Origin of the sequence: Pseudozobellia sp. WGM2, from assembly GCF_017810075.1 — a bacterium.
GTDB lineage: Bacteria > Bacteroidota > Bacteroidia > Flavobacteriales > Flavobacteriaceae > JADNYK01.
This window is the reverse complement of record NZ_JADNYK010000002.1, coordinates 558,418-572,488: the sequence shown is the minus strand read 5'-3', so window position 1 is coordinate 572,488 and position 14,071 is coordinate 558,418. Positions and strand designations below refer to the sequence as shown.

Genomic DNA, 14,071 nt, shown 5'->3' with positions numbered 1-14,071 from the left:
TTTAATTATTCGATTTTTCAGGATTAAAGATATGGTCGACCCACTGTTTACCCCAATCATTTAACTCTTGTTTAGTATATATCTCTGGAAAGAATATAACTTTTTGAAAACTTGGTGGCAAATAATCTTTCCAATTGGTGCCTCCGGTAGCATCTACTTGACCGCCATCTTTAGCTAAATACCTATGGGCAGAACCCATATGCATCAACGGCCAATTGACGTTCGCATTGACATCCATAGTTTTTAACGCATCAATCAGCTCTTTATTATACCTTTTGGTTTCGGGCAACTGCAAGTACTTATGGTAAATGGTGTTATTCTCTACCTGCTTGGCTATACGTACCAATCTAGGGGTGTATCGATATTCGAATTGTTTAAGAGTCAAAGTCTTTTCTCCAGTCGCCATATCGGTGGCCCCTTTTTTCCAATATATTTCTTCGTACAGTTCTTCTATTGTATTTTTTACCGACAGCTTCTCTCTTTTAGAATGATGCACTAAATTCTCTAAAGGAGTAGAATATATTTCAATCATTCGAAATTGAGCGGATTGAAAACCACTTGCCGGCAATAAAGCCATTCTATATTGCAAGAATTGCTGCCGCTCCATACCCTTTATCATTATACTAAAAGAGGAAATAAGAACCTTATAATAGCTATTTATTCTTCTCACCTTTTCAATAAAAAAATCAAGGTTTTGCGACTTATCATCTACCAACTGTTTCTGTTCATGAAGAATCAGTTTAAAATAGAGCTCGGTAATCTGATGATACATGATGAAGATTTCCTCATCGGGAAAATAGGTTCTTGGTTGCTGAAGACTTAATAACGTATCAAGATTAATATAATCCCAATAGGTAAGGTATCTTTGATGAAGAAGACCGTCGAGATAAGAGCTTAAATCTTGGCCAGAGTCTTTATATTTTTCCTCAAGCTTTGAAATTTGTGCACCTATCCGCTCTTTATCTTTCATTTACTTTAATCCATTATAATTTTGAACTGGTGCTTTAGCCCGTTATACCCATCAAGATCCGCTTTAATAGCACCGACCGCCAAGTCTGCCTGAATTCGAATAGGAATTCTATTTTTATCAGCTGAAACCCAAAGAGAAAGACTTTCTTTTTCTTTAAAAACACGACCTGACTGCACCAGGGGCCTAAATTTATAACATTCTACTTTACCGAACTTGGTTTTAAGTACTTCAGTACCCAAATATTTCAACTGAAAGTTGAATATACCATCATCGTCGTATAACATTTTCAATTTTACCGCTTCGCCTTTTACTAATTCATCCGGGTCGTAGTTGTTTCTCAAATAGTAAAAAGCTGATATTAAATCTTGAACACCGTCTTGAAGTTCAAAATTATATTTTTTCTTGTTCTTTTTATCATTCAATACCGCAGTATCTTTTTCGTGGTCAAAGTTGATTTCGATATCCTTCGTATATCCTCCTTCATCGATATTACGTATGAATCTATATGGCTTGCCATCGTTTTTGCCGAAATAACTTTCATAAGTATCATCGACCTTGAAAAAGAGACTGGCCAAACCTGTAGTTTGGCCTTTGCCCACCACATGGTAAACGGGCACATCGTTAATTTTATCAGATTTTAAATGAAGTGTGGCATAACTAGCATTCAAAAAGCCATAGTGCATTCTAAATTTCAACCATTCCCCTGGCTCAAAAGTCGAACTTTCATATTGGGCCTGAACAATAAAGCCAAATAATAGCATAAGTATTGTAAAGACCTTTTTCATAGCTTTTATTTTAATGATAAAATTAAAAAATGCCAAGTGGATTAGTTTAGGATTACAATAACTTAAACAAAATTTATTCCAAAGTATTGTCTGAGTTTAAAACCTGAATTTTTAAGGCTGGAAAGTTAATCAAAAAAAAGCCCCAACATCACTGTCAGGGCTTTTCCTAAATAACCAACCAAACTTTAAATTATGAAAAACCAATACTTAAAGTTGTAAGGGAACCACCCCTTACACCAACAAATTTACTGCTTACTTTCAGACCACCAACGTATTTAACTTACTTTAACTATTACGTTAACAGTAATTTTTACTTACAAATAGAAAATTGGCTATTTCTTAAGAAATACCGCTATTATGGGCACAAATAACCAATCGGCCCGAGCATATTCCTACACAACAAAGCAGTTATATTACCACAAGGCTGTTTTTACAACTTCTCCGAATTTTTAAAGGGTACCTCTTGATTCCTGTTCTCTTTCAATCGCTTCGAACAACGCTTTAAAATTACCCTTACCAAAAGATTTAGCTCCCTTTCTCTGTATTATCTCTATGAACATAGTAGGCCGATCGAGAATAGGTTTGGTGAAAATCTGAAGTAGATAGCCTTCATCATCCCTGTCTATTAGAATACCTAATTCACTCAGCGGGGATAACTCTTCGTCTATTTCACCCACGCGATCGAGCACATCATCATAATAACTTGATGGAACGGTCAAAAATTCTACTCCTCGATTTTTTAATGAAGTTACAGTTTCAATGATATTATCTGTAGCTAGCGCCATATGCTGTACTCCTGCACCATTATAGAATTCGATATATTCCTCTATTTGAGATTTTTTACGTCCGTCGGCAGGTTCGTTTATAGGAAACTTGATCCTACCATTACCATTGCTCATAACTTTACTCATGAGAGCGGTATACTCTGTAGATATATCTTTGTCATCGAAAGATACAAGTTGGGCAAAACCCATTACTTTGGCATAGAACTCGCACCATTTATTCATTTCGTTCCAACCTACGTTACCAACGATATGATCCACATACTTAAGGCCACTTGAAGACGGTTGATAATGCGGTTGCCAGGCACGAAAACCAGGCATAAACACACCCTTGTAATCTTTACGCTCTACAAATACGTGAACTGTTTCGCCATAGGTATGAATTCCGGAAAGTACCACTTCACCATCATCATCACTTATTGTTTTAGGCTCCATATAACTTTCCGCGCCCCTTTTATGCGTTTCATTATAGCTTTTAGCCGCATCATCTACCCATAGGGCAATGGTCTTCACCCCATCGCCATGAGAATCTATATGTCTGTTTATTTCACCACCGGGCTTCAGCGGAGAGGTGAGCACCAATCTTATTTTATCTTGCTGTAATACATAAGAAACCCTGTCTTTTAAGCCTGTCTCTAGACCTGCGTAAGCGAGAGGCTGAAAGCCCCAAGCCGACATATAGTAGTGTGCTGATTGCTTGGCATTGCCCACATACAATTCAATATAGTCAGTACCTAATAGCGGGAGAAAATCTTCAGCTTCTAGATTCTCTTTAGGTAGGTGTAACGAGGTATTATCAAATGTTGACATAGTGTAGTTTTTGAATTGAAAATTAAATACTTGGTAGAAAATTGGTAAGGATCTATTGTTTAAATCCTACAAAAAAACCGGAAAACGGTCAATGCAGTAGCAATACTGCTACCACATGGCTCGAAGATGTGGAGTTATATCAATTCTGTATCGTAACATCTGTTACAAATATCGCAAAAATAAGTGAAACAGAAATATAAGCCTCTTAAAACCAATAACCCAGACTAAAAAAGAAATTACTGTTCTTGCCTTCGGGAGACCATGAATAATGAACTTGTAATGGGCCAAGAAAAGATTCCCAACCATAACCTAGGCCGTAACCGGAAAAACTTGGCATAGTAAACCATTCTCCCGTTCGAAAGAGGTCGTCTTCAGCATTTGCATAATTAGCGGTGAACATAAGGTGATTTTTTGGGGCAAATTCATAGTCGAGACGACTATATGCTTTAACGAAACTGTTACCGGGCAGTGATAAAAAGTCATATCCGAAAAACGGCACCATATTATTGATATCGGCCGAACCGTACCCCCCTAGAACAAAATCATACGAGGTAACGTTAGATGTGCCTAGTTTAAAACCACCCTCGGTCTCTATATTTATCGATAGATTCTCAAAAATCGGTACTGCCGTACCTATCTGTGCCTTGGCAACGGAGAATTCCTTGAAATTGTCATTAAAATCAGAAGAAAGTAAATAGAGGTGGAAATCACCATTAAAATAGAGCCCTCTGGAAGGGAAGTATTTATCATCGTAGGTATCAAGTTTAAGCCCCCCAAATACACTATAAAAATGGCTCTTTTCAAAAAAAGTACGTCCGTCTTGAATTCTAAAATCATCAGGGGTTGGCGCATCTTGATTCCTACCTAATGTTCTTGTGCTAAACTTCAAAAGATTATGTTCGATACCCGTTCTAAATGAAAATTCTTCACGCAGTACCGTCTCAATATAAATTTGATTCATAAAATCGGTCAGGTCAAGATTAATGGTACTTATGTTTGCCGATACCGGAATATCATAATTACCGCGTATCAAATCAAAATCAATTTCCTTATTGGTTTCACGAAAACTCGAATTGATACCGAAACTCCAATACGATCCTTTATCTACATAATATTGAAGATTGTATCGTATGTTATCGCCAATTATAAAATCTAACGAAGTAACATCGTCACGGGTTATCAGGTTTTTCTGGGTCAAGTTTACGATAGCACCAGTTTGATAAAGATTGTCGTAATGAGCCCCTAACCTTAAAAAGGTTTTATTACGGCTTTCTATTAAATTCAATAAAAGTTCTTGGTCAGAACCCTTAGTTAAAATTTTATAGTGAATTGTTTGAAAATTGCCCGTTGCGGATAAATTACTCACCCCCTGCCTAAGTTCATTAAATGTGGGGGCCCTATCGGTATCAAATCGCAGTTTACCTTTCACATAGCCCCGAGAATAGTTTTCGCTTCCGGCAATCGTGAGCCTATCGATTTGAAGCGTATCTTGGGGCCCGACCATATTAAATTTAAACCGTTCTTTCGTATAATTTTCTCTAAATTTTTCGAGCTCACTTATTTTTTCCCGGGCCGCCTCTTCCCCTTTCTCAACTATGGTATTGAATAGATTAAAGTCAATGACCGAAATACCGGAAATATCAGGTTTTATATAAATATCGGTGAGTTCCGACTTTTCTTTCATGTCCAAGGCAGTCCGATAATTATTGATTTGCAAAAGTATTTCCGTGGCCGACAATAGAGATTCGCGATCTTTAAGACCATATTGAACATCAACCCCTATGATAATATCCGCCCCCATTTTCTTAACCTCCATAATCGGGTAATTGTTGACCACTCCTCCATCAATAAGCAGGTCTCCATCAATTTGTGCAGGAGCGAATAAAGACGGTAAGGCTCCACTGGCCATTACGGCCTCCGGCAGATAACCGCTATCCAAAAGCACCTCTTCACCAGTTTCAACATTGGTGGCAATACAAAGAAAAGGGATTGGCAGCTTGCTGAAATCAACTATATCTTTTACAGGATATAATAATCTTACCAATTCATTATATATATTTTGCCCGCCCGATAGCGCTGACGGTACAGACACCTTGAATTTGTTGAAGGGTAATGTAATGGAGTATCGTTCTGAATCTTCCTTTTCATAAAAGGTTTTTGCACTTCTAGGAAGATTATCTTCAATGAGATTCGTAAAATCTATTGTTCGAAAAATCGAATCAAGTTCTACGGCTGAATAACCAGCGGCATAGAGCGCACCGACAATTGCACCCATACTGGTTCCGCCAATATAATCGATCTCAATACCTGCTTCTTCGATGACTTTTAAAGCCCCGATATGGGCCATACCCTTTGCTCCGCCCCCACTAAGCACAAGACCTATTTTTACATCTTTGACCACGGAGTTCTGGGCCATGGACAAAACTCCCAACAACAGAAAAAAACATAATACGCTTATTCGAAGCATAATTTCGAAGATATCTTAATGCTAATGAAAGGTTTCATAAATTTTTTTTGCCCTGGCCATTCCTACCGTTTTCGCCAAATTCTCGATAGAGGCTTCTTTTATTCTTTTGACCGACTTAAAACTCTTCAACAAATCTTGTGCGGTCTTCTCACCAACGCCCTCGATACTTTGCAATTCAGAATTTATAGCCGCCTTGCTTCTTTTTCTTCTATGAAAAGTAATACCGAACCTGTGCGCTTCGTTTCTTAACTGTTGAATAATTTTTAAAGACTCGGATCGCTTATCTAAATATAACGGCACGGGGTCTTCAGGAAAGTAAATTTCTTCTAACCGTTTTGCTATGCCGATTATAGCTATCTTACCTCTTAAGCCCAAAACATCTAGACTTCTTAGAGCAGAAGACAATTGACCTTTTCCGCCATCAATTACAATTAACTGTGGTAGCGGCTCGTCTTCTGCTAACAATCGTTTGTATCGCCTAAAGACTACCTCTTCCATCGATGCAAAATCATCAGGACCCTCGACCGTTTTAATATTGTAATGACGGTATTCTTTCTTTGAAGGCTTTCCGTTCTTAAAAACCACACAGGCCGCAACAGGGTTCGATCCCTGAATATTACTATTGTCGAAACATTCGATGTGTCGAGGTTCTTCAGACAGGCGTAAGTCTTTTTGCATTTGGGCCATTATACGATTTGTATGCCGGTCTGGGTCTACAATTTTTATTTGCTTGAATCTTTCCTGCCTAAAAAATCTAGCGTTTCTTTCCGATAAATCTAATATCTTCTTTTTATCGCCCAATTTCGGCAAACTAATTCGCAGACCTTCTTCAACCGCTACTTTAAAAGGTAGGTAAAGTTCTTTTGATTGCGAATTAAAGCGTTGTCTAATTTCAATAATAGCAAGGGTTAAAAGTTCTTCATTAGTTTCATCAAGTTTCTTTTTGATTTCTAGTGTATGCGAACGAATAATCGAGCCATGAGAGAGCTGCAAAAAATTAACATAGGCATGCGACTCATCTGATATTATCGAGAAGACATCGACGTTATTGATTTTCGGATTCACAATTGTCGACTTTACTTGATAATTTTCAAGCACTTCAACTTTATCTTTAATACTTTGAGCCTCTTCAAATCTCATCTCTTCAGCTAAAGATTTCATTTCTTTCTTGAAGTACTGTAAAGAAGATTTGAAATTACCCTTTATAATTTCTCTTATATCCGCTATTTGCGCGTGATAATCGTCTGCACTCTGTTTATCTTCGCATGGGCCTTTGCAATTGCCCAAATGATATTCTAAACACACCTTATACTTGCCGTTTTCTATTTTTTCTTGGGATAAATCGTAATTACAAGTACGCAAGGGATAGACACTTTTTATAAGTTCTAGCAGAGTGCGTACAGTCTTCATGCTTGTATAAGGTCCGTAATATTCAGACCCGTCCCTAATCAATTTTCGGGTTGGAAATATTCTGGGAAAACGCTCATTTTTAATACATATCCATGGATATGATTTGTCGTCTTTCAACAATACATTGTACCGAGGCCTGTACTTTTTAATCAGGTTATTTTCAAGTAGAAGGGCATCAGATTCAGTAGGTACTACTATATGCTTTATACGCTTTATCTTTTTGACCATTACCCTGGTCTTGCCATATTCATGATTTTTCGTAAAATATGAACTGACCCTTTTCTTCAGGTCTTTAGCCTTACCCACATAAAGTATCTTTTCATCCGCGTCATAAAACTGATATACACCAGGGCTTTTAGGCAAGGTACTCAGTTGAATTTCTATGGGAACTTGTGGCATCGGCAACAAAGATTATTGAAGATTGGCTTTAATGAATTGTATCAAATTAGCGCAGTTAAATTACTATGTTTCGCTTTAAACAGGTGTGGTTTTATACTATTTTAACTATCTCGATAGAAATAATCGCTATAAAAGACAACAGCCCTAAGCGGACTTCTAAATTATCATATCATGAAGAATTTGAAAATCTTCCTTTAAGATTGATACCTCTCAAACTTATCAGTTATGAATTTTATTAAAAAATTCAACAAACTTCACGAAAACGTTAAAATTGAATTAAAATGTGCATTTCATCGATAAAAACTTGCATTTAAAAGTGTTGGTAAACTTAATTTTACTTAATTTTAAAGTATCAAAATCATTTACCGCATGGATAAGTATATAATAACCTTAGGTCTTTACCTAATCTTGATGATTTCTTTCAAGATATATTACCTTGTGAACGCAAAAGAATAAGTTCGACCTAAGTTCCCCAGATTACTAGAGTTTGATCCTGAATCAATGCTTAAAAAAGATTTACGATCTCACTACACGACCCTTAGAGACACTGTTAGCAGTGAATCTTTGTTAGACTTAAGTTTAAGCATCGCCAATCGAGTGCTTCAGTTGCCCATATGTGTTTGGCAACTAGATTACTTTCATATTTTCTTGCCTATAATAGAAAAAAAAGAAATAGATACTTCTTTTATATTGTCTATTCTTCAAGGTAAGGACAAACACATTGTTTTGCCCAAGATGTTAGATAATAGGCAACTTACTCATTATCTTTTGACGGACAGTACTAGGCTCAAAAAAAACCAATGGAACGTACCCGAACCCCTAGATGGTATCGAAATACAGCCATCAAGCATCGATGTTATCTTTCTACCTCTATTAGCTTATGATATAAAAGGAAACCGAGTTGGTTACGGTAAAGGGTTTTATGATGAATTTTTAGCTCAATGTAGACCTGACACTATAAAAATCGGTTTATCTCTTTTTGAGCCTGAGGAAAGAATTGATGACCTAAACGAACATGATATCCCGCTTGATTATTGTGTAACCCCGAAAAATATTCATTCATTTTCTGATGACTGATAATTATTGTCTACACCAGTTTCATCTTCTAGCTTTCCAAAAGCTTTTTTATTGAAAACAATAAGTATACCGACCCCCGTACTGATAGCCATATCGGCTATATTGAAAACAGGTTCAAAAAAGCGAAAATCGTTTCCGCCGAAATAGGGCACCCATTCGGGCCACGTAGTATCTATTAATGGAAAGTAAAGCATATCTACAACTTTACCGTAAAAAAAGCCTCCGTAGGGCTCTTCTGAAAAAGCAGTGGCCACTTGCTGGTAACTGTCGTTAAATATCACTCCGTAAAAAACGGAATCGATAATATTGCCCAAAGCACCCGCAAAGATTAAAGACACAGCTAAAATAAGAATCTTTGAACTCTGTTTTTTAATAGTGTCGTATAACCAATAACCGATACCGGCAACCGCAAAAAGTCTAAAAACTGTCAGTATTAATTTACCGACGGGCTCTGATAGAGGTAAAAAATCGCTTAGCTTGGCACCCCAAGCCGCACCTGAATTTTCTATGAACAATATTTTGAACCAACTAAAAACCTCGATTGATTCACCGAGAACAAAATGTGTCTTTATATAAACTTTGCTTATCTGATCTATAAGAAGAACGGCAATAATAAGCAACAACGATTTTTTTAGACCCATGTTTCTTTATGGTTTGAAGTGGCAAAAATAGACATATTATTCGGTTTTTTTAACGTTGATATTGCCGGTAATACTAGTAAGATTATAATGATTACTTCCGGCAGCAATTTCATCTTCATCCAATTTACCGTATTTGGTATCGGTCTTTACCTCTCCCCTTTTAGCAAAAAGATTAATGGTTCCGCTTTGGGTCAACACCGTTACCTCTTCACCAACTTGCCTTAATGTGCAATTGCCATCGCTCAGGGAAATCGACAATTCTCGATAGCTACCTGAAGCTGAAACATTGCAGCTACTCCCATAGACCGAAGCCGATAAATATTCAGGTATCGAAACTTTTAAAAAAACGGAAACCACTTTATGTGCACTTAATTTGTCGTTCGGGTTTTCGAAAACGGGCTGAAAAACACTGCTTAAATAATAGGTGTCACCCATGTGCTCAAGATTAATCAGTAATTCTTTTCTATACTCCCCATCAATAGTAGCCTCTACCAATATCTCATTACCCTTAGCAGTATCGAGAATTAGTCCATAGCACTTGTCTACATCAATATTTATTGATGTTATTTCATCATTGACAATAGATTTCTTGACCACCTTTTGAGCGTGTGAAATCTGAAAGGTTAGAAAAAGAAACAAAAACAGTTTATTCATCAATCTGACTTTAACCAAAAAGACCTACAAGGTAAAACCTTGCAGGTCGAATATTGTATGCATCGTTTGCGGACTTTTATTTCTGCATATTCTTAGCCTCGATGCTAAGTGTAGCATGCGGCACTAACTTCAATCGCTCTTTAGCAATAAGCTTTCCGGTTACACGGCAGATACCATAGGTTTTGTTTTCAATACGAAGTATAGCGTTCTTCAGGTCTCTAATAAATTTCTCTTGCCTGATTGCCAACTGCGTATTTGCTTCTTTACTCATGGTTTCAGAACCTTCTTCAAAAGCTTTGAACGTGGGTGAGGTATCATCGGTACCATTATTGCCATCGTTCATATATGAGCTTTTGAGCAAGTCTAAATGACTCTTGGCCTTTTCTATTTTTTCTTCAATCAATTCTTTGAATTCGGCCAGATCTTTGTCCGAATATCTAACTTTTAAATCTTCTGCCATTTTACTAATGTTTTTCTATAAATAATCTCGTGTTCACCTCATCAAAGGCAACCTCGGTTCCCTTCTCAAGTTTCTCTTCAAAATCAAGCTCGGCGGTTAATGTCTCGGTCTTGATATAGTTTATATTACTTTCGACGGCCTTCTCAACGTGTCCGTCTTTTAAAATCTTAACATCGATTTTGTCTGTAACCTCAAAACCAGAATCTTTTCTAATGTTCTGAATTCGGTTAACAAGCTCGCGAGCAATACCCTCTTGTCTTAGGTCATCGTTGATCGTTATATCTAGCGCTACTGTGATCGCACCTGCGCTTGCCACCAACCAACCTTCTATATCTTGAGAGGTTATCTCTACATCTTGTAACTGTAATGTAATACTTTTATTATCAATGTCAAGTGATAATTCGCCCTTCTGCTCAATTTTCTGGATGTCTTCTTGATCCAAGGTCGATACAGCCTGGGCTATCTTCTTCATATCTTTTCCAAATTTAGGCCCTAAAGTTTTAAAATTTGGTTTGATTCTTTTTATCAACACACCAGATGCATCATCAAGCAACTCAATTTCTTTTACATTGACTTCAGATTTAATCAGGTCGGCAACCGCTTCTATTTCTTGTCTTTGAATATCATCTAAAATGGGTATCATCACTTTTTGCAAAGGCTGACGCACTTTTATTTTTTCTTTCTGACGAATAGACAACACCAATGATGATATGGTCTGCGCTTTCTCCATCTTGCTTTCTAAATCTTTGTCAACAAATGACTCATCGTACAACGGAAAATCTGCTAAATGTACACTTTCAAAAGATTCGGTTTTGGTGGTATTAGTTAAATCTTTGTACAGTCGATCCATAAAAAATGGAGCAACCGGAGCAGATAACTTCGCTACCGTTTCAAGACAGGTATAAAGGGTTTGATAAGCAGAAATCTTATCTTTTTGATATTCGCCTTTCCAGAAGCGTCTTCTACATAAGCGCACATACCAATTACTCAAATTTTCTTGAACATAATCTGAAATAGCCCTTGTAGCTCTGGTAGGCTCGTATTCGGCATAAGCCTCATCGACTATTTTGATCAGCGAATGAAGTTCAGATAAGATCCACCTATCGATTTCGGGCCTCTCTTCCAACGGCAAATTAGCTTCAGAGTAATCGAAATTATCAATGTTTGCATACAGGCCAAAGAACGAATAAGTATTGTATAACGTACCAAAGAACTTACGTTTTACCTCAACTATACCATCGATATCGAATTTAAGATTATCCCAAGGGTTGGCATTCGAAATCATATACCAGCGTGTAGCATCGGCACCATGTTCGCTCATGGTTTCAAAAGGGTCGACAGCATTACCAAGTCTCTTTGACATTTTTTTGCCCTCTTTGTCGAGAACTAGTCCGTTAGAAACAACATTCTTATACGCTACCGAGTCAAAAACCATTGTTGCAATTGCATGTAGGGTATAGAACCAACCTCTGGTCTGGTCAACACCTTCAGCAATAAAATCGGCCGGATAAGTTTTTCCTTCATCAATCAGCTCTTTATTTTCAAAAGGGTAATGCCATTGCGCATAGGGCATCGAACCACTATCGAACCAAACATCGATTAAATCACTTTCTCGTTTCATCGGTTTTCCTGATTCGGAAACCAATGTAATACCATCAACAATATTCTTGTGAAGGTCTATTTTATCATAATTCTCTTCGGATAGGTCGCCCACAACGAACTCATCGAAAATATCTTTTTCCATTAAGCCTGCGGAAACCGACTTCGCCATTTCTTCTTTCAATTCAGAAACCGAGCCCATTATTTTCAACTCTTGGCCATCTTCGGTACGCCAAATAGGAAGTGGAATACCCCAATATCTAGATCGCGATAGATTCCAATCGTTGGCATTCGCCAACCAGTTGCCAAACCTGCCTTCACCTGTCGATTTAGGCTTCCAGTTTATGGTCTGGTTCAATTGAAACATTTTATCTTTTACATCGGTTATTTTAATAAACCAAGAATCGAGGGGGTAATACAATATTGGCTTATCGGTACGCCAGCAGTTCGGATAGCTGTGCACATACTTCTCTACTTTGAACGCCCGATTCTCTTCTTTAAGCCGAATAGCGATTTCAACGTCGACCGATCTCTCAGGCACCTCGCCTAAGTTATAGTATTCGTTTTTTACATATTTACCGGCCAATTCTTTCATCTCAGGCCTAAATTTACCCTGTAAATCTACTAACGGCACAGGATTCTTATTTTCATCAAGCACCAAAAGCGGCGGTACCACAGGCTCAGCCTGCTTGGCCACCAAGGCGTCGTCAGCGCCAAAAGTAGGCGCCGTATGAACTATACCGGTACCATCTTCGGTCGTAACAAAATCACCTGTGATTACCCTAAATGCATTTTCAGGGTTTTCATATGGAAGCGCATAGTCTAACAATTGCTCGTAGTGGATACCGACCAAATCATTACCGGTGAACTCTTTTACTACATAAAAAGGTATTTTTTTATCGCCAGAGGCATATTCGAGTAATTCAGGCTTCGACTTGACTTCCTGAAACTTACCGGAAAATTGTTTCCCTATCAACTTTTTAGCTAAAACTACATTTATGGGCTTGAATGTATATTGGTTGTAAGTTTCGACCAAGACATACTCAATCTTTGGGCCAACGGTCAAGGCCGTATTCGAGGGCAGTGTCCATGGCGTAGTTGTCCAAGCCAAGAAAAAGATATCTCCTTCATCCTTTAAAAACTCGGGAAGAGTAGATTCTACGGCCTTGAATTGGGCAACAATTGTTGTATCGGTTACATCTTGATACGTTCCCGGTTGATTCAATTCATGTGAACTAAGCCCTGTACCGGCTTTCGGGGAATAGGGCTGAATCGTATAACCCTTGTAGATAAGGCCTTTATCATAAATCTGCTTCAACAACCACCATACAGATTCCATATATTTTGACTTGTAGGTAATATAAGGGTCATTCATGTCTACCCAATAACCTACCTGCTCGGTCATCCTATTCCAAACATCGGTGTATCTCATGACCGCTTTTTTACATGCGGCATTATAGTCTTCAACAGATATCTTCTGACCGATATCTTCTTTAGTGATGCCCAATTCTTTTTCGACCCCTAATTCAATGGGTAGACCATGGGTATCCCAACCGGCTTTTCTTTTTACTTGAAACCCCTTCATAGTTTTATAGCGCGGAAAAATATCTTTAATAGTACGTGCCATTACGTGGTGTATGCCGGGCATACCATTCGCTGATGGTGGACCTTCGTAAAAGACATAACTTGGTTTACCTTCTCGGGTAGAAATACTTTTCTCGAAAATTCCGTTTTCTTTCCAATAAGCTAGTATCTCCTCCGCCACTTTTGGCAAATCCAATCCTTTGTATTCCGCAAACTTCATAACAAGGCTTTCAATTGTTAAAACTCCCTTGAGTTCTATTATTTTAAGGCAGCAAAATTAACGATTTTTAAGCAATTTATAGGGACAGTTAATAAAATGAAACCGTTTATTATCGGTGTTCTATCTACCAGTTAACTCCTTTTTCTTGCTCTCTAATAGATTCATACTTTTCAGACCACCGGAGATTTAACAAAACAGCATCCAAAAAAGTTA

Annotated in this window: 10 protein-coding genes; 1 reads left to right on the top strand and 9 read right to left on the bottom strand. The window is 37.7% G+C overall.

Annotated features, from left to right (window positions below; genetic code table 11):
- Nucleotide 1 precedes the first annotated feature (1 nt).
- From IV512_RS06065 to uvrC, 5 genes are all read right to left on the bottom strand, one after another.
- The gene (locus IV512_RS06065; protein ID WP_209401600.1) at nucleotides 2-970 is read right to left on the bottom strand and encodes a tryptophan 2,3-dioxygenase family protein; all 969 of its coding nucleotides are present in this window, start codon (nucleotides 968-970) and stop codon (nucleotides 2-4) included.
- A gap of 5 nt (nucleotides 971-975) precedes the next feature.
- Nucleotides 976-1,755, bottom strand: a complete 780-nt coding sequence (locus IV512_RS06060) for a DUF3108 domain-containing protein (RefSeq protein WP_209401599.1) — start codon at nucleotides 1,753-1,755, stop codon at nucleotides 976-978.
- A gap of 449 nt (nucleotides 1,756-2,204) precedes the next feature.
- Nucleotides 2,205-3,347: a 4-hydroxyphenylpyruvate dioxygenase gene (gene hppD / locus IV512_RS06055; protein WP_209401597.1), complete on the bottom strand. Its 1,143-nt coding sequence runs from the start codon at nucleotides 3,345-3,347 to the stop codon at nucleotides 2,205-2,207.
- A 205-nt stretch (nucleotides 3,348-3,552) separates the two neighbouring features.
- On the bottom strand, nucleotides 3,553-5,814 hold the full coding sequence (locus tag IV512_RS06050; RefSeq protein ID WP_209401595.1) for a patatin-like phospholipase family protein: 2,262 nt from the start codon (nucleotides 5,812-5,814) through the stop codon (nucleotides 3,553-3,555).
- A gap of 21 nt (nucleotides 5,815-5,835) precedes the next feature.
- Nucleotides 5,836-7,623: an excinuclease ABC subunit UvrC gene (gene uvrC, locus IV512_RS06045; RefSeq protein WP_209401593.1), complete on the bottom strand. Its 1,788-nt coding sequence runs from the start codon at nucleotides 7,621-7,623 to the stop codon at nucleotides 5,836-5,838.
- Nucleotides 7,624-8,124: 501 nt separating this feature from the next.
- Here uvrC and IV512_RS06040 point away from each other — a divergent pair.
- A complete protein-coding gene (locus tag IV512_RS06040) occupies nucleotides 8,125-8,700 on the top strand; it encodes a 5-formyltetrahydrofolate cyclo-ligase (protein WP_209401591.1) in 576 nt (191 codons plus the stop codon).
- On the opposite strand, the gene IV512_RS06035 is transcribed toward IV512_RS06040, so the two are convergent.
- From IV512_RS06035 to ileS, 4 genes are all read right to left on the bottom strand, one after another.
- Nucleotides 8,679-9,341, bottom strand: a complete 663-nt coding sequence (locus tag IV512_RS06035) for a lipoprotein signal peptidase (RefSeq protein WP_209401589.1) — start codon at nucleotides 9,339-9,341, stop codon at nucleotides 8,679-8,681. The two genes, IV512_RS06040 and IV512_RS06035, sit on opposite strands and share 22 nt — an antisense overlap.
- 36 nt (nucleotides 9,342-9,377) lie before the next feature.
- Nucleotides 9,378-9,995, bottom strand: a complete 618-nt coding sequence (locus IV512_RS06030; RefSeq protein ID WP_209401587.1) for a hypothetical protein — start codon at nucleotides 9,993-9,995, stop codon at nucleotides 9,378-9,380.
- A 76-nt stretch (nucleotides 9,996-10,071) separates the two neighbouring features.
- Nucleotides 10,072-10,455: a TraR/DksA C4-type zinc finger protein gene (locus IV512_RS06025; protein WP_100870110.1), complete on the bottom strand. Its 384-nt coding sequence runs from the start codon at nucleotides 10,453-10,455 to the stop codon at nucleotides 10,072-10,074.
- A gap of 4 nt (nucleotides 10,456-10,459) precedes the next feature.
- Nucleotides 10,460-13,858: an isoleucine--tRNA ligase gene (ileS, locus tag IV512_RS06020; RefSeq protein ID WP_209401585.1), complete on the bottom strand. Its 3,399-nt coding sequence runs from the start codon at nucleotides 13,856-13,858 to the stop codon at nucleotides 10,460-10,462.
- Nucleotides 13,859-14,071 lie beyond the last annotated feature (213 nt).

Excerpts from the sequence above, each read along its gene's own strand:
- IV512_RS06035 (WP_209401589.1), bottom strand. The coding sequence starts at position 9,341 with ATGGGTCTAAAAAAATCGTTGTTGCTTATTATTGCCGTTCTTCTTATA.
- ileS (WP_209401585.1), bottom strand. The coding sequence starts at position 13,858 with ATGAAGTTTGCGGAATACAAAGGATTGGATTTGCCAAAAGTGGCGGAG.
- IV512_RS06050 (WP_209401595.1), bottom strand. The coding sequence starts at position 5,814 with ATGCTTCGAATAAGCGTATTATGTTTTTTTCTGTTGTTGGGAGTTTTG.
- IV512_RS06030 (WP_209401587.1), bottom strand. The coding sequence starts at position 9,995 with ATGAATAAACTGTTTTTGTTTCTTTTTCTAACCTTTCAGATTTCACAC.
- hppD (WP_209401597.1), bottom strand. The coding sequence starts at position 3,347 with ATGTCAACATTTGATAATACCTCGTTACACCTACCTAAAGAGAATCTA.
- IV512_RS06025 (WP_100870110.1), bottom strand. The coding sequence starts at position 10,455 with ATGGCAGAAGATTTAAAAGTTAGATATTCGGACAAAGATCTGGCCGAA.
- IV512_RS06060 (WP_209401599.1), bottom strand. The coding sequence starts at position 1,755 with ATGAAAAAGGTCTTTACAATACTTATGCTATTATTTGGCTTTATTGTT.
- IV512_RS06065 (WP_209401600.1), bottom strand. The coding sequence starts at position 970 with ATGAAAGATAAAGAGCGGATAGGTGCACAAATTTCAAAGCTTGAGGAA.
- uvrC (WP_209401593.1), bottom strand. The coding sequence starts at position 7,623 with ATGCCACAAGTTCCCATAGAAATTCAACTGAGTACCTTGCCTAAAAGC.
- IV512_RS06040 (WP_209401591.1), top strand. The coding sequence starts at position 8,125 with ATGCTTAAAAAAGATTTACGATCTCACTACACGACCCTTAGAGACACT.